1 protein-coding gene (running past one end of the window) is annotated in these 19492 nt (G+C 35.7%); it reads right to left on the minus strand.

Translation table 11 applies throughout. The features are described 5' to 3' along the window. Nucleotides 1-19492, minus strand: the 3' portion of a protein-coding gene (locus Q4Q40_RS22020; protein WP_303304218.1) for a non-ribosomal peptide synthase/polyketide synthase. Its footprint extends 968 nt past the window's final position; only the last 19492 of its 20460 coding nucleotides appear in the window; the start codon falls outside the window, past its right edge; the stop codon is at nucleotides 1-3.

Here is a 19492-nt window from a genome sequence, read left to right on the forward strand (position 1 = left end):
TCAATCAAAGGCAGGCATGATTGCTGGATCAATTAATGATTGTTGAGACCTTATTAATAAATTTAAATATTTATCATGGGCAATCATATATTCCAATATATTTTCATGGTAACAATTGAGGTTAATTACCTCTAAATTCTCAACAAACTGCCCTATATTGTTGTCTTTAACAAATGAATCTGTTTCAAGCCTATCTGCTAGTATTGCTTTGAACAATATCACTTTACTGTGTTTCAATACTCCCGATATAGGTTGCATAGCGATGCTTTTTTCAGTTTTTGATATGCTAATAATTTTGTTTACAGAATCTTCATCAAGGTTCTCTAGTTTTTTTCTAGCCTTTATTTCATCCTGGGCAGCAATTTGTCCTGCTAATTTTTCATCAATAACATTTGTATCCAATAAATAAATATTAATATTTAAATAACCTTGTTGTTCAAGGATATATCCAATCTCTAATGCTAACTGTCCACCTAAAGACCAACCACATAAATTCAATGTATCGGTAGGTTTAATCGATGGTAGTTCATCCGCATATTTTTTTGCAAGAATACTTAGGGTTGAAATATTTTGATTATTAAAAAAATTGAAATTATCGATTCCAAATGAGTTATAATTGTTTTTTAAATGATTCGCCATATCCAGATAAACTTCACAACCTGCACCGCCTGGAGGAATAAAAAATAACTCGTTCTCATTACTCTCTTGAAAACTTAAGCTTTTAACTAGACTACTAGAGCTATTTTTATTGGGAAATGACGCTAAAAGCGATTGAATACACTTTTGCTTGAATAAATCAAAAATATCTATTTTAATGCCTTCATCAATTAGCACTTTATTTAATCGATTCACTAACTTAATCCCCAATATAGAATTACCTCCTATCTTAAAGAAATCATCAATCATTCCTACCTTTTCAATATGCAATACATCCTCCCAAATACTACATATTTTAATTTCTAAATGACTTGTTGGCGCTAAATAAGATGCCGTTTTAATCGTTTCAATATGTCTTTTTTGATTTAAACTGATTTGTCGAAACTCGTCTTGTTCTAAAAAAGGAATTTCTTTGTGCTTCTTATTTAAAGAAACAACTAGTTCATTTAGGATTAGCTTAAGTTTTTCTAAGTGGTTGCCTACATCTAAAACATTTAAAATTGTTTCATCAGACTTTATTCGAAGAACTAGTTTCCCGCCCTGTTCATAAGCAATGACTCCTATTGGGTAGTCTGTTTCATCTACTGCATCTCTAAACTCTGTCGTCAGTTTATCTTCATCCGATTCAGATGATGTCTGCAGTTCTGGATAATTTTGAAATTTGTATAAACTATGAAATAATCGCTTACCTTCTTTTTGCAAGCTCGCCAAATTCACAAAACTATAGCTATTAAGATTCGTTGTTTGTTCGTGAATATATTGGATTTGTTCTAATACCGTATGGTCATTGTCCCAATCAATAATTAATGGTAAAGTATTGATGAATAAACCAACGCTATCTTCGATTCCTGATACTGGTATGGCGCGACCTGAAACAGTTGTTCCAACAATGGTTTGCGTATCTTGAGTGTATATCTGAATTAACTTATGCCAGGCAAATTGAACAAGTGCATTTAAAGGTAAACCTTCTGTTTTTATCAACATTTTGAGTTTACTGTATAAGATTCCCTCAATTTCAATTGTTGTATCATTCCTCCTTGTAAGTAGCTTAATCTGGTTCAAGTCCTGTTTCTTGGATAACAATGGATTTAAATCGTTGGTTTGTATTATAGTCGCCTTTTTGGCTTGCCAGTATGCTTCTACCACTTGTTGTTGCTTTGCAATATATTTCTGTACCTCTAAATAAGCAGTATCTACAGTGATTTTTACAGCTCTGTTTTGTTGTAATTCAAAATAGTTTTCGTGAACAGTACTTAATAATACAGGCTCACTCCAACCATCTGAGATACTGTGATGTACTGATTTTAGTACCGTATAATGGTTTGATGCTTGTTTAATGATGTATAATCGCAAGAGACAAGGTTGTGTTAAATCAAATGCAATAGCTCTATCCTCTTGTTGTAAATTAATAATACGTTCTTCGCGCTCTGCTTGTGATAAATCACTAATATCAATTGTTTTGCAGTTTAACTTTGCGGTCGAATAAACAATTTGAATCAACTCCTCTTCCCAGTTAAAACCTGTTCGAAGAATGGGATATTTTTCAATTGCCAACTCCCAAGATTGTATATAATTATCAATGTTTAATACTTGGTTATAATCAAATAATAATTGTACTCGATAAGCATCATCATCCGTTTGACTTAGTGCATGATAGATAAAACCTTGTTGTAGACTATTGGCTAAATAGATTGATTCCACTTGTCTTTCTTGCTGAATTTTATCCAATAAGGATTGTGACAGAGTAACCGTTTCAAAATCACTTGGGGTGTGCTTTGTTTGCTTACCTTCTAGTTGCGTATTGCAATGAAGAATCACTGCCTCTAAATGCCTATGAAAGTTTTTAGCAAAGGCATCGGTTTCGTCTTTACCTAACTTTGTTACAATATTAAAGCTGAGTCTTCCCTCTGTTACCATTCCATTGATATTGATCAGAGAGGTATTAGCATTACTTGAATGCATCTGTATACCTGAGTTTTCATCCACAACTTGCCAGTAGTCATCTTGGCTATCAAATTGTCCCAGGTAATTAAAGCTAATTGCTGGTAAATTAATTAGTTCATTAGGATAGATGGCTCCAAAACCTATGCCTTTGTTTGGAATAGCACGTAAACTTTCCTTGATTCTCTTAATACTTGATTCTAGATTATCTTCCACTAAAAGTTCAACTGGATACATAGTAGTAAACCAACCTACGGTTTTACTATGATCGATTGTTTCATTTAGCTGTTCTCGACCGTGTCCTTCTAAGGTAATCACGTTCCTTGTTTTTTTGTTCCAACTTTGGAGCGTTAAACCTAATGCTGTTAAGAGTAAATCATTTACCTCGGTATGGTATGCTTTATTGGCTTGTTGCAATAAATCACCTGTAAGTTTTTGGCTAATTTCAATGTTACTAAATGCCGCTTGCTTTTCAAGAACATCGTATGTTGGCATTGTTTTTAAAACAGAATCCCAATATGCTTTTTCTTTGGGGTACTTTTCTTCGTATTTTGAGATTTCATCTACCCACTGACGGTAACTACTCGATTTATCTCCTAAAGGTTCGTTGTTATACAAAGATTGGAAGTCTTCGATTAATATTCTCCACGAAACTGCATCTACAATTAAGTGATGTAATGCAAAATACAAACGAGCTGTTTTATTTGCATAGCCTTCAAGATAGGCAACACTCCATAAAGACCCTTTCTGAATATCAAAATGACTTTGCCAGTTTGTTAATGTCTCCTTTATTACTTCTTTTGATAGATCCGTAACATTTAGTCTGTGTAGCTGTGGCACACTGGTCGTAGAGGAATACTGTTGTTTAGTAACACTAAAATTAGTCCGTAAAATATCATGCTGCGCTGCCAAAGCTTCAATAATCTTTTGAAGTTTTTCTACCTCTAGTTCGGGTACTTTGACTAAAAAGCTTTGATTCCAATGGTTATATTCAGGAAGTTGTTTATTTTCTACTTTATCAAAGAACCATTGTTGGATGGGTAGTAAATCAAACGCTCCTTCTAAATGTCCTTGTTCTGCAAGAATCTGAACCGTATCCACTTCGGAGGCTATAAACTGGGCTAATTGCTGAACTGTTCTATGATCAAAAATAGCACTAACACTACAGTTCAAGCCATGCTTTCTTAATCTTGAACTTAACTGAATACTCAAAATAGAGTCTCCTCCTATTCTAAAGAAATCATCCGATACACCTATTTTTTCAAGGTTTAAGACGGCTTGCCAAATACCACATAACTTGATCTCTAAATCTGATGTTGGTGCAACATAATTGGTCTCATAGGTAAAATCAGGATCAGGCAATACCTTGCGGTCTATTTTTCCATTAATGTTCAGCGGAAAGCTTTCAAGTACTACAAAAGCACCAGGCACCATGTATTCGGGTAATTGTGCGGACAGTGTTTTTATAATAACTTCTGCTGTGATAGTTTGATCTGAAGTGAAATAAGCGACCAGGTATTTGCTGCCACTTCGCTGTTTTGCAAGGATACAGCCTTGTTTTACGCCTGATATTTCCATTAAGGCATTTTCAACTTCTCCAAGTTCGATGCGATGTCCTCTTATCTTTACCTGAAAATCATTTCTTCCTATAAATTCTAAGTGACCATCTGGAAGCCATCTTACCAAATCACCTGTTTTGTATAATTTATTATAGCCTTTAACTAAGTCGTCGTCTGTTGCAAAAGGGTTGGTGATGAATTTTTCTGCTGTAAGTTCTGGACGGTTTAGATAGCCTCTGGATACACCTGCTCCTCCAATGTGAAGTTCTCCTACGACTCCAACAGGACAGACATTTAAATACCTATCCAGCACATAATGTTTTTTGTTATTAAGTCCTTTACCAATAGGAGACACATTACTATATGCTAATTCATTTAGCATGCAGTAAGTAGCATATACAACCGTCTCGGTGGGACCATAGACATGAATTAAAGACAAGTCGGGATAATCCTTTTTAATACGATTTATATGCTTGTCATTTGAGTTTTCTCCTCCAAATAGCACTTGTGTTAAAGTAGATAAGATTTCCATCTTATGCTCTACGACAGAATTTAGCAAGGCAGTGGTAAAAAAGACCGTGTCTATCCCATGAGCTATAAACTTATCGGCTAGTGAATCCAAATTCGTGACATCGGTTTTTGAAAACATGACATATTTATTTCCAGAGAGGATAGGTACAAATAAATCAAAAATACTTCCGTCAAAAACAAAGCTGGATAATCCAGCAACTGCTGTTACTTTTTGATGATCCAGGTAACTATTCTCTACTGCAAAATTAACGACCGATAGATGGTCGATCATCACACCTTTTGGTTTTCCTGTTGTACCCGATGTATAAATGACATAGGCTAAATCGGTTACTTGGTTTTGAACAGGGAGGTTATTTGTTTCCTTGTTTTTATAACATTCTGAATCTATCGCTACTAAGTTCACCTTTGTTATCTCCTCAAGACTCGCAACACTATGTGATTGTGTTAATACAAGGTTTATTTTGGCATCTTCCAAAATATATTGAATTCTTTCTGCTGGATATTCAGGATCGATAGGAACATAAGCGCCTCCTGCTTTTAGAACAGCCAAAATACCGATGATTACCTCTAAGTTTCTGTCCAAACATAAACCAATTAGGGTGTCTGTTTTTACTGCTGTTTGCGTTTGTATATATCGTGCTAATTGGTTTGCTTTGGCATTCAATTCAGTATAACTAAGTTCCATTTCCTCAAAAACGACGGCTATCTTTTCTGGGGTTTGGGCTACCTGCTCTTCAAACAACTCATGAATAGATTTATCCTTTGGATAAGCGGCATCTGTATGATTCCAGTTGAGTACAATTTGATTGTATTCTAATGGTGTGAGGGTAGATAAACTATGATGTTTTTTATCTAAATTCACAATTAATTCATCTAAAATCAATTTGATTTTTTCTAGATGGTATCTTGCCTTGTCTTCACTTAAGAGTGTTTTATCTGATTGTAAGTTGATCACTAATCCTGTGCCATCTTCGTGGGCTGTGAGCCCCAATGGATAATCTAATTTCTCTACTGAATACCAGTACTCTGGACTTAAATCATCCGCACCTGGATTTTCTGATTTGGCAGGTATTGGATAGTTCTCAAAAACGAGAAGACTATGAAACAGACGCTTCCCTTCTTCTTGCAAGCTCGCCAAATTTGCAAAACTATGGCTATTAAGGTCTGTGATTTGCTGGTGGATATACTGGATTTGTTCTAATACCGTATGGTCGTTATCCCAGTCGATAATCAAAGGCAAGGTGTTGATAAATAATCCAACACTATTTTCGATTCCTGACACTGGAATGGCGCGACCTGAAATGGTTGTTCCTACAATGGTTTGGGTATCTTGGGTGTATATCTGAATGAGTTTATGCCAGGCAAATTGTATTAGCGTATTCAAGGGCAAGCCTTCTCTTTTGGTCAGGTTCTTTAAGGCTACATATTGATCCCCTGTTATTTCAATACTTGTATCACAAGGCTGCTCCAAAGTTTTGACAGTATCCAATGCTTGTTTATAAGACAATAGTGAATTTAAATCATTGGTTTGTTCTATCGTTGCCTTTTTCGTTTGCCAATACGCCTCTACTGTATCGCTGTGTTTAGCGAAAAAGTGCTGCGCCTCTAAATAGGCGGTATCAACAACAACTTTTACAGCTCTGTTTTGTTGTAGTTCTATATAATTATTATGGATATTATTCAGTAATAACGGACCACTCCAACCGTCCGAAATACTATGATGTGCAGATTTCAGGATTGTATAATGGTTTGATGCTTGTTTAATGATGTATAATCGCAAGAGGCAAGGTTCTGTTAAATCAAATGCAATAGCTCTATCTTCTTGTTGTAGATTAATAATACGTTCTTTGCGCTCTGTTTGTGATAAATCACTAATATCAATTGTTTTGCAGTTTAACTTCGCCGTCGAATAAACAATTTGAATCAACTCCTCTTCCCAGTTAAAACCTGTTCGAAGAATGGGATATTTTTCAATCGCCAACTCCCAAGATTGGATATAATTATCAACATTTAACGTTTGCTTATAATCAAATAATAATTGGACTCGATAAGCATCATCTTCCGCTTGACTTAGTGCATGATAGATAAACCCTTGTTGTAAACTATTGGCCAAATAGATTGATTCCACTTGTCTATTTTTCTGAATTTTATCCAATAAAGATTGTGACATAGTAACCGTTTCAAAATCACTTGGAGTGTGCTTTGTTTGCTTACCTTCTAGTTGCCCATTGCAGTGAAGAATCACTGCTTCTAAATGCCTTTGAAAGTTTTTAGCAAAGACATCGGTTTCTTGGTCTCCTAATTTCGTAGCAATGTTAAAATTGAGTTGACCATGGGTCACCATCCCATTGATATTGATAATTGTCGTATCAATATTTGCATCATGCGTTGTTACTCCTGAGTTTTCGTCCACAACTTGCCAGTAGTCATCTTGGCTATCAAATTGTCCCAGGTAATTGAAGCTAATTGCTGGTAAATTAATTAGTTCATTAGGGTAGATCGCTCCAAAACCTATGCCTTTGTTTGGAATAGCACGTAAACTTTCCTTGATTCCCTTAATACTTGATTCTAGATTGTCCTCCACTGAAAGTTCAACAGGATACATAGTAGTAAACCAACCTACGGTTTTACTATGATCGATTGTTTCATTTAGCTGTTCGCGACCGTGTCCTTCTAAGGTAATTACGTTCGTTGATTTTTTGTTCCAACTTTGGAGTGTTAAACCTAATGCTGTTAAGAGTAAATCATTTACCTCGGTATGGTATGCTTTATTGGCTTGCTGCAATAAATCACCCGTAAGCTTTTTGCTGATTTCAATGTTACTGAATGCCTCCTGATTTTCAAGAACATCGTATGTAGGCATTGTTTTTAAAACAGAATCCCAATATGCTTTTTCTTTGGGATGGGTCTCTTCGTATTTTGAAATTTCATCTACCCATTGACGGTAACTACTCGATTTATCTCCTAAAGTTTCGTTGTTATACAAAGATTGGAAGTCTTCGATTAATATTCTCCACGAAACAGCATCTACAATTAAGTGATGTAATGCAAAATATAAGCGAGCTGTTTGGTCTGCATAACCTTCAAGATACGCAACACACCATAAAGGCCCTTTCTGAATATCAAAATGACTTTGCCAGTTTGTTAATGTCTCGTTTATGGCTTCTTTTGATAGATTCGTAACATTTAGTCTGTGTAGCTGTGGCACACTGATCGTAGAGGAATACTCTTGTCTATTAGTGCTAAAATTAGCACGTAACATATCATGCTGTGCTGCCAAAGCTTCAATGATCCCTTGAAGTTTTTCTACCTCTAATTCGGGTACTTTGACTAAAAAACTGTGGTTCCAATGGTTATATTCAATGATCTCTTTATTTTCTACTTTAGAAAAGAAACATTTTTGAATAGGAAGTAAATCGAATGCTCCTTCTAAGTGACCTTGTTCCGCAAGAACCTGAACCGTATCCACTTCGGAGGCTATAAACTGAGCTAATTGCTGAATCGTTCTATGATCAAAAATAGCACTAACACTACAGTTTAAACCATGTTTTCTCAGTCTTGAACTTAACTGAATGCTCAAAATAGAGTCCCCTCCTATTCTAAAGAAATCATCCGATATACCTATTTTTTCAAGATTTAAGACGGCTTGCCAAATACCACATAATTTGATCTCTAAATCTGATGTTGGTGCCACATAACTCGCCTCATCGGTAAACTCTGGGTCTGGCAATGCCTTACGATCTAATTTTCCATTAATTGTTAAAGGGAAACTTTCAAGTGATACAAAAGCACCAGGCACCATGTATTCGGGTAATTGTGCGGACAGTGTTTTTATAATAGCTTCTTCTGTGATGGTTAACTCAGAAGTGAAATAAGCGACCAGGTATTTACTTTTATTTATTTCTTTGGCTAGTACACAAGCTTGTGTTATTCCATCAATAGCAACTAAGGTATTTTCAATTTCTCCCAGCTCGATTCTAAAACCTCTAATTTTAACCTGAAAATCATTTCTTCCTATGTATTCTATGTTGCCATCTGGGAGCCATCTTACCAAATCACCTGTTTTGTATAATTTATTATAGCCCTTAACTAAGTCGTCTTCTGTTGCAAAAGGGTTGGTGATGAATTTTTCTGCACTGAGTTCGGGGCGGTTTAGATAACCTCGGGAAAGTGCCGCACCAGCGATATGCAATTCACCAATCACACCAACTGGAACAACATCAAGATCTGTATTTAAAACATAGGCACGATTGTTAATTGCAACTTTACCAATGGGCAAAGAATTCACATTATCCAGCAAATTTTTATTCGAAAAATCCACAAAACTAGTAATACCTACCGTTGTCTCTGTTGGACCATAATGATGCAATATATCAATCTTAGGGTTTAGCTTAATGAAAGTTTCTAGCTCGGATTTATTCGCTTTTTCACCACCTAAAATGAGACATTTTAAGTATTCCAATTTGTCATTCCCTTGAGAATGATTAAGCAACATAGAAAGATAACTTGGTGTTATTTTGATCAATTCCACTTTTTGGAAATGAAGGTGATCCAAATATAAATTAATATCTTTTTTTATGGATTCATTGCACAAAACAACCTGTTGTCCAAAACATAAAGGAGTTATCAAAACATTCAGCGTAGCATCAAAGGAAAAGCTTGATGAACAATCAATAATTCGGGAATTTGCATAACATTCATGACCACCTATCCATTGGTTATAGTTACTTACAGATCGGTGTGTAATCATTACGCCTTTAGGTTTCCCTGTTGTTCCTGAAGTATAAATGACATAGGCGAGATCTGTTGAACCACTGAATTTCGGAAGATTATTTTTTGTTTCAGATACGTATACATCTTCTGTTAAATCAATACATAACACCTTTTCTTTCGGTAGGTAAATTTGAGATTTATCCGTTAATCCTGTATTATTCCCGTGTTCAACAATAGAAATTAAATGACGCTGCGTTAGTACCAGTTTAGCTTCGGTATCATTTAAAATATAGTTTATTCTTTCCTGCGGAAAACTAAGACTCATCGGCACATAAGCACCGCCTGCTTTCAATACAGCAATCATTCCAATCACCATCTCAATACTGCTATCCAAGTATAAAGCAACAAGTGTATCTGCCACTAATTCTTGGTTTGTCTTTTCTTTATATTGTTTTCTTAAAAATTGGGCTAACTGATTACTTTTTTCATTGAGTTCGTTGTAGCTTAATTGTTTTCCTTCATAATCTAACGCAATATTATCGGGCGTTTTTAAAACTTGCTCTTCAAACAATTGACTGATTGTTTTATCATTAGAATAAGAGGTGTCTGTTTTATTCCAGTCGCGTATAATTTTCTCATATTCTACAGGAGTAAGCGTAGTTAGCACATGGTGTTTTTCATTTAGATTAACAATTAATTTATCTAAAATCAATTTGAGCTTTCCTAAATTATTTTTCGCTTTTTCCTTGTTTAAAAGCGTTTCATCTGATTTTAATTTTATAATTAACGCACCTTCCCGTTCATATGCAACTATGCCCATAGGGTAATCCATTTTCTGTACTGCATACTTAAACACTTCAGTAAGTCTGTCTTCACTTAAAACAGAGGAGGGTTCAGGATAATTTTCAAAGACAAGGAGACTATGAAACAGACGCTTCCCTTCTTCTTGTAAGCTCGCCAAATTCGCAAAACTATGGCTATTAAGGTCTGTAATTTGTTGATGAATATATTGGATTTGTTCCAATACGGTATGGTCGTTATCCCAATCGATAATCAAAGGCAAGGTATTGATGAATAAACCAACACTTTCTTCGATTCCTGATACTGGTATGGCGCGACCTGAAACGGTTGTTCCAACAATGGTTTGCGTATCTTGAGTGTATACCTGAATTAACTTATGCCAGGCAAATTGTATCAACGTATTTAAAGGCAAGCCTTTTGATTTGGTCAAGGCTTTTAACGCCAAATACTGATCCCCTGTGATTTCTATTATTGTCTCATATGGTTTTACCAAAAATTTAACAGCATCTAACGCTTTATTATTGGATAACAATGGATTTAAATCGTTGATTTGTATCATGGTCGCCTTTTTGGCTTGCCAGTATGCTTCTATAGTGTGTTGTTGCTTTGCTATATATTTCTGCACCTCTAAATAAGCAGTATCTACAGTGACTTTTACAGGTCTGTTTTGTTGTAATTCAAAATAGTTTTCATGAACAGTACTTAATAATACAGGCTCACTCCAACCATCTGAGATACTGTGATGTACTGATTTTAGTACCGTATAATGGTTTGATGCTTGTTTAATGATGTATAATCGCAGGAGACAAGGTTGTGTTAAATCAAATGCAATAGCTCTATCTTCTTGTTGTAAATTAATAATACGTTCTTCGCGCTCTGCTTGTGATAAATCACTTACATCAATTGTTTTGCAGTTTAACTTTGCGGTCGAATAAACAATTTGAATCAACTCCTCTTCCCAGTTAAAACCTGTTCGAAGGATGGGATATTTTTCAATCGCCAGCTCCCAAGATTGTATGTAATGATCAATGTTTAACGCTTGATTGTAATCAAATAATAATTGTACTCGATAAGCATCATCATCCGTTTGACTTAGTGCGTGATAGATAAAGCCTTGTTGTAAACTATTGGCTAAATAGATTGATTCCACTTGTCTTTCTTGCTGGATCTTATCCAATAAGGATTCTGAAATAGTAACCGTTTCAAAATCACTTGGGGTATGCTTTGTTTGCTTACCTTCTAGTTGCGTATTACAGTGAAGAATCACTGCTTCTAAATGCTTCTGAAAGTTTTTAGCAAATGCACCGGTTTCGTCTTTACCTAATTTTGTTACAATATTAAAGCTGAGTCTCCCCTCTGTTACCATCCCATTGATATTGATCAGAGAGGTATTAGCATTACTTGAATGCATCTGTATACCTGAGTTTTCGTCCACAACTTGCCAGTAGTCATCTTGGCTATCAAATTGTCCTAGGTAATTAAAGCTAATTGCTGGTAAATTAATTAGTTCATTAGGATAGATGGCTCCAAAACCTATGCCTTTGTTTGGAATAGCTCGTAAACTTTCCTTGATTTCCTTAATACTTGATCCCAAATTATCCTGCACTGAAAGTTGAACTGGATACATAGTAGTAAACCAACCTACTGTTTTACTATGATCGATTGTTTCATTTAGCTGTTCGCGACCGTGTCCTTCTAAGGTAATCACGTTCCTTGTTTTTTTGTTCCAACTTTGGAGTGTTAAACCTAATGCTGTTAAGAGTAAATCATTTACCTCGGTATGGTATGCTTTATTGGCTTGTTGCAATAAATCACCTGTAAGTTTTTGGCTAATTTCAATGTTACTAAATGCCGCTTGCTTTTCAAGAACATCGTATGTAGGCATTGTTTTTAAAACAGAATCCCAATATGCTTTTTCTTTGGGATGGGTCTCTTCGTATTTTGAGATTTCGTCTACCCATTGACGGTAACTACTCGATTTATTTCCTAAAGTTTCATTGTTATACAAAGATTGGAAGTCTTCGATTAGTATTCTCCACGAAACAGCATCTACAATTAGGTGATGTAATGCAAAATACAAACGAGCTGTTTTATCTGCATAACCTTCAAGATACGCAACACACCATAAAGGACCTTTCTGAATATCAAAATGACTTTGCCAGTTTGTTAATGTCTCGTTTATTACTTCTTTTGATAGATTCGTAACATTTAGTCTGTGTAGCTGTGGCACACTGGTCGTAGAGGAATACCGTTGTTTAGTAACACTAAAGTTAGTCCGTAAAATATCATGCTGCGCTGCCAAAGCTTCAATAATCTCTTGAAGTTTTTCTACCTCTAGTTCGGGAACTTTGACTAGAAAGCTTTGATTCCAATGGTTATATTCTGGAAGTTGTTTAGCCTCTACTTTATCAAAGAACCATTGTTGAATGGGTAGTAAGTCGAATGTTCCTTCTAGGTTTCCTTGTTCTGCAAGAATCTGAACCGTATCCACATCGGAGGCTATAAACTGTGCTAATTGCTGAATCGTTCTATGATCAAAAATAGCACTAACGCTACAGTTTAAACCATGTTTTCTTAATCTTGAACTTAACTGAATACTCAAAATAGAGTCTCCTCCTATTCTAAAGAAATCATCCGATACACCTATTTTTTCAAGGTTTAAGACGGCTTGCCAAATATCACATAATTTGATCTCTAAATCTGATGTTGGTGCAATATAACTCGCCTCATCGGTAAACTCAGGGTCTGGCAATGCTTTGCGGTCTATTTTCCCATTAATGTTCAATGGGAAGCTTTCTAGTGCTACAAAAGCACTAGGCACCATATATTCGGGTAGCTGTGCGGACAATGTTTTTATAATAACTTCTTCTGTGATGGTTAACTCGGAAGTAAAATAAGCGACCAGATATTTGCTGCCACTTCCCTGTTTTGCAAGAATACAGCCTTGTTTTACGCCTGATATTTCCATCAAGGCATTTTCAACTTCTCCAAGTTCGATGCGATGTCCTCTTATCTTTACCTGAAAATCATTTCTTCCTATAAATTCTAAGTGACCATCTGGAAGCCAACGAACAAGATCTCCAGTTTTGTATAATCTGGTATACCCGTTTGCCAGATCTTGTGGCGTACTAAAAGGATTTGTAATAAACTTTTCTGCTGTAAGTTCTGGACGGTTTAGATAGCCTCTGGATATACCTGCGCCTCCGATGTGAAGTTCTCCTACGACTCCAACAGGACAGACATTTAAATACGGATCTAGCACATAATGTTTTTTGTTATTAAGTCCTTTACCTATTGGAGACACATCACTATATGCTAATTCATTTAGCATGCAGTAAGTAGCATATACAACCGTCTCAGTGGGACCATAGACATGGATTAAAGACAAGTCGGGATAATCCTTTTTAATACGATTTATATGCTTGTCATTTGAGTTTTCTCCTCCAAATAGCACTTGTGTTAAGGTTGATAAGATTTCCATCTTATGCTCTACAACAGAATTTAGCAAGGCAGTGGTAAAAAAGACCGTGTCTATCCCATGATCTATAAACTTATCGGCTAGTGAATCCAAATTCGTGACATCGGTTTTTGAAAACATGACATATTTATTTCCAGAGAGGATAGGAACAAATAAATCAAAAATACTTCCGTCGAAAACAAAACTGGATAATCCAGCAACTGCTGTTACTTTTTGATAATCCAGGTAACTATTCTCTACTGCAAAATTAACGACCGATAGATGGTCGATCATCACGCCTTTTGGTTTTCCTGTTGTACCCGATGTATAAATGACATATGCTAAATCGGTTACTTGATTTTGAACAGAGAGATTATTTGTTTCCTTGTTTTTATAACACTCTGAATCTATCGCTACTAAGTTCGCGGTTGTTATCTTCTCAAGGCTCTCAACACTATGGGATTGTGTTAATACAAGGTTTATTTTAGCATCTTCCAAAATATATTGAATTCTTTCTGCTGGATATTCAGGATCGATAGGAACATAAGCGCCTCCTGCTTTTAGAACAGCCAAAATACCGATGATTACCTCTAAGTTTCTGTCCAGGCACAAACCTATTAAGGAGTCTGTTTTTACAGCTGTTTGCGTTTGTATATATCGTGCTAATTGGTTTGCTTTGGCATTCAATTCAGCATAACTAAGTTGCTGATCGTCAAAAACGACAGCGATCTTTTCTGGATTTTGTGCTACCTGCTCTTCAAACAACTCATGAATGGATTTATCCTTTGGATAAGCGGCATCTGTATGATTCCAGTTGAGTACAATTTGATTGTATTCTAATGGTGTGAGGGTAGATAAACTATGATGTTTCTTATCTAAATTCACAATTAATTCATTTAAAATCAATTTGATTTTTTCTAGATGGTATCTTGCCTTGTCTTCACTTAAGAGTGTTTTATCTGATTGTAAATTGATCACTAATCCTCTGCCATCTTCGTGGGCTGTGAGCCCCAATGGATAATCTAATTTCTCTACTGAATACCAGTACTCAGGGCTTAAATCATCCTCTCCTGGATTTTCTGATTTGGCTGGTATTGGATAATTCTCAAAAACGAGAAGGCTATGAAACAGACGCTTCCCTTCTTCTTGCAAGCTCGCCAAATTTGCGAAACTATGGCTATTAAGATCTGTGATTTGCTGGTGGATATATTGGATTTGTTCTAATACGGTATGGTTGTTATCCCAATCGATAATCAAAGGCAAGGTGTTGATAAATAATCCAACACTAGCTTCGATCCCTGACACTGGAATAGCACGACCTGAAACGGTTGTTCCTACAATCGTTTGGGTATCTTGGGTGTATATCTGAATGAGTTTATGCCAGGCAAATTGTATCAGCGTATTCAAGGGCAAGCCTTCTCTTTTGGTCAGGTTCTTTAATTCTAAATACTGCTCGCCTGTTATTTCAATACTTGTATCACAAGGCTGCTCCAAAGTTTTGACAGTATCCAATGCTTGTTTATAAGACAATAGTGGATTTAAATCATTGGTTTGTTCTATCGTTGCCTTTTTCGTTTGCCAATACGCCTCTACTGTATCGCTGTGTTTAGCGAAAAAGTACTGCGCCTCTAAATAAGCGGTATCAACAACAACTTTTACAGCTCTGTTTTGTTGTAGTTCTATATAATTATTATGGATATTATTCAGTAATAACGGACCACTCCAACCGTCCGAAATACTATGGTGTGCAGATTTCAGGATTGTATAATGGTTTGATGCTTGTTTAATGATGTATAATCGCAAGAGACAAGGTTGTGTTAAATCAAATGCAATAGATCTATCTTCTTGTTGTAAATTAATGAGATGTTCTTTGCGCTCTGTTTCTGATAAATCACTAATATCAATTGTTTTGCAGTTTAACTTCGCCGTCGAATAAACAATTTGAATCAACTCCTCTTCCCAGTTAAAACCTGTTCGAAGAATGGGATACTTCTCAATCGCCAACTCCCAAGATTGCATGTAATTATCAATGTTTAACGCTTGATTGTAATCAAATAATAATTGTACTCGATAAGCATCATCCTCCGCTTGACTTAGTGCGTGATAGATAAAACCTTGTTGTAGACTATTGGCTAAATAGATTGATTCCACTTGTCTTTCTTGCTGGATTTTATCCAATAAGGATTGTGACATAGTAACCGTTTCAAAATCACTTGGGGTGTGCTTTGTTTGCCTACCTTCTAGTTGCGTATTACAGTGAAGAATCACTGCTTCTAAATGCCTCTGAAAGTTTTTAGCAAAGGTGTCTGTTTCCTCTTTACCTAATTTTGTAGCAATGTTAAAATTGAGTTGACCATGGGTCACCATCCCATTGATATTGATAATTGTCGTATCAATATTTGTATCATGCGTTGTTACTCCTGAGTTTTCGTCCACAACTTGCCAGTAGTCATCTTGGCTATCAAATTGTCCCAGGTAATTGAAACTAATCGCTGGTAAATTAATTAGTTCATTAGGGTAGATCGCTCCAAAGCCTATGCCTTTGTTTGGAATTGCACGTAAATTTTCCTTGATTCCTTTGATACTTAAGTCTAGATTGTCCTCCACTGAAAGTTCAACTGGATACATAGTAGTAAACCAACCTACGGTTTTACTATGATCGATCGTTTCATTTAGTTGTTCCCGACCGTGTCCTTCTAAGGTAATTACGTTCCTTGTTTTTTTGTTCCAACTTTGAAGTGTTAAACCTAATGCTGTTAAGAGTAAATCATTCACCTCGGTATGGTACGCTTTATTGGCTTGTTGCAATAAATCACCCGTAAGCTTTTGGCTAATTTCAATGTTACTAAATGCCGCTTGTTTTTCAAGAACATCGTATGTAGGCATTGTTTTTAAAACAGGATCCCAATATGCTTTTTCTTTAGGATGGATCTCTTCGTATTTTGAGATTTCATCTACCCATTGACGGTAACTACTCGATTTATCTCCTAAAGTTTCGTTGTTATACAAAGACTGGAAGTCTTCGATTAATATTCTCCACGAAACAGCATCTACAATTAAGTGATGTAATGCAAAATATAAGCGAGCTGTTTTATCTGCATAGCCTTCAAGGTAGGCAACACTCCATAAAGGGCCTTTATGAATATCAAAATGACTTTGCCAGTTTGTTAATCTCTCGTTTATGACTTCTTTTGATAGATTCGTAACATTTAGTGTCTGTAGCTGGGGAACACTGGTCGTTGAGGAATACTCTTGTCTAGTAGCGCTAAAGTTAGCACGTAAAATATCATGCTGTGCTGCCAAAGCTTCAATGATCTTTTGAAGTTTTTCTACCTCTAGTTCGGGTACTTTGACTAAAAAACTATGATTCCAATGGTTATATTCAATGATCTCTTTATTTTCTACTTTAGAAAAGAAACATTTTTGAATAGGAAGTAAATCGAATGCTCCTTCTAAGTGACCTTGTTCCGCAAGAACCTGAACAGCATCCACATCGGAGGCTATAAACTGTGCTAATTGCTGAATCGTTCTATGATCAAAAATAGCACTAACACTACAGTTTAAACCATGTTTTCTTAGTCTTGAACTTAACTGAATACTCAAAATAGAGTCCCCTCCTATTCTAAAGAAATCATCCGATATACCTATTTTTTCAAGGTTTAAGACGGCTTGCCAAATACCACATAATTTGATCTCTAAATCTGATGTTGGTGCAACATAACTCGCCTCATTGGTAAACTCTGGGTCTGGCAATGCCTTACGATCTAATTTTCCATTGATTGTTAAAGGGAAACTTTCAAGTGATACAAAAGCACTAGGTACCATGTATTCGGGTAATTGTGCGGACAGTGTTTTTATAATAGCTTCTGCTGTGATGGGTAACTCGGAAGTGAAATAAGCGACCAGGTATTTACTTTTATTTCTTTCTTTAGCTAGTACGCAAGCTTGTGTTATTCCATCAATAGCAACTAATGTATTTTCAATTTCTCCCAGCTCAATTCTAAAACCTCTAATTTTAACCTGAAAATCATTTCTTCCTATGTATTCTATGTTGCCATCTGGAAGCCATCTTACCAAATCACCTGTTTTGTATAATTTATTATAGCCCTTAGCTAGGTCATCTTCTGTAGCAAAAGGGTTGGTGATAAATTTTTCTGCACTGAGTTTTGGGCGGTTTAAATAACCTCGGGAAAGGTCTTCTGCTCCGATAAATAATTCTCCCACCACACCGATAGGTACCGCTTGAATGTTAGCGTTCAATACATAAAACTTAATGTTTTGAATGGGCTTCCCAATTGGAATCACGGCAGCATTGGGTTGTATGTCATCATAAGAACTTACATCTATTGCTACTTCTGTTGGTCCGTAGAGATTATTTAATTTTATGCTTGGAAATAAATTCTTAAAGTCATTAGCCAGTTGAATGGGCAAAGCTTCGCCACTACAAAAAATGGACTTTACAAAGGGTAACTTATTGTCATTATTATTTTTCAAATACGCAATAAAACCATTTAACATACTTGGTACAAAGTGTAGTTTAGTCACTTTTTGGCGTTTGATGATCGTATGTAAATATGCTGGTTCCTTGTGTCCGTTTACTTTTGCAAAAAGCAGTTTACTTCCCGAAATTAAGGGTAATAATAATTCCCAAACAGAGACATCAAAAACATAAGGTGTTTTTTGTAAAACGGTATCGCTTTCATTAAAATCGTATGCTTCCTTTTGCCATACCAATCTATTTACTAATAATTGATGGCTTACAACTGCTCCTTTTGGTTTTCCTGTTGTGCCTGAAGTGTAAATCACATAAGCAAGGTCTGTGGCTGTATTTTGTAAAACAAGATTATGTGATTGTTCATCCTTATAAGGTATTGTATTTAATATTATTAGTTTTACATCACTCACTTTCTTTAGAACCTCAACCAAATGTGATTGGGTTAAAACAATAGCACTCCTGGTATCTTCTAAAATATAATTGATTCGATCTGAAGGATATTCAGGATCTATAGGAACATAGGCGCCTCCTGCTTTTTGAACACCTAAAATTCCGATAATCATATCCAGACTTCTATCTAAACAAAGCGCTATTAATGTATCTGGAGTAACTGTTGTTTGAGTACGTAAATAGCGTGCTAATTGATTGGCTTTTGCATTGAGTTCTGCATACGTGAGTGTTTCTTGTTCGAATACTGCTGCAAGCTTATCTGGTGTTTTTAAAACCTGGGCTTCAAATAACTGGTAGATTGTTTTTTCTGAAGGATACCATACATCCGTACGATTCCAATCTATTACGATTTTCTTGTGTTCGGCTCTAGTAAGTAGATTAATGTTTTTTAGTTGCTGACTTTTATCATCTACCATTTGTTCTAAAATGAGTAGATAATGATTCACCATTCTTTCGATGGTTGATTGTTCATAAAGTGCCGTTGCATAATTAAATGTCCCTTGAATCTCTTTTTTAGAGTCATCCATAAAACAACTCATGTCTAGCTTAGCTATAGCATAAGCGTCATTTAAAGCTAAAGGTTTAAACAATCGATTTTCTTTCTCGGCTCCGAAAGATTGAACACCAAACATAACCTGAAAAATGGGGTGTCTGGATGTATCTTGTTCAACCTTTAAGATATCTACTATTCTTTCAAAGGGAATATCTTGGTGTCTTTGCACCTCGATTAAATTATCTTGGACTTGCGAGATTAGCTCTTTTACATTCTTTTCAGGAGCGATATTTTCTCTTAGGGCTAGACTATTTACAAAGAATCCAATTAAATCCTGTATTTCTGTATACTGTCTATTTGCTATGGGTGTACCTATTACGACATCAGTTTGGGCA

Source organism: Flavivirga jejuensis (genome assembly GCF_030540765.1).
Lineage (GTDB): Bacteria > Bacteroidota > Bacteroidia > Flavobacteriales > Flavobacteriaceae > Flavivirga > Flavivirga jejuensis.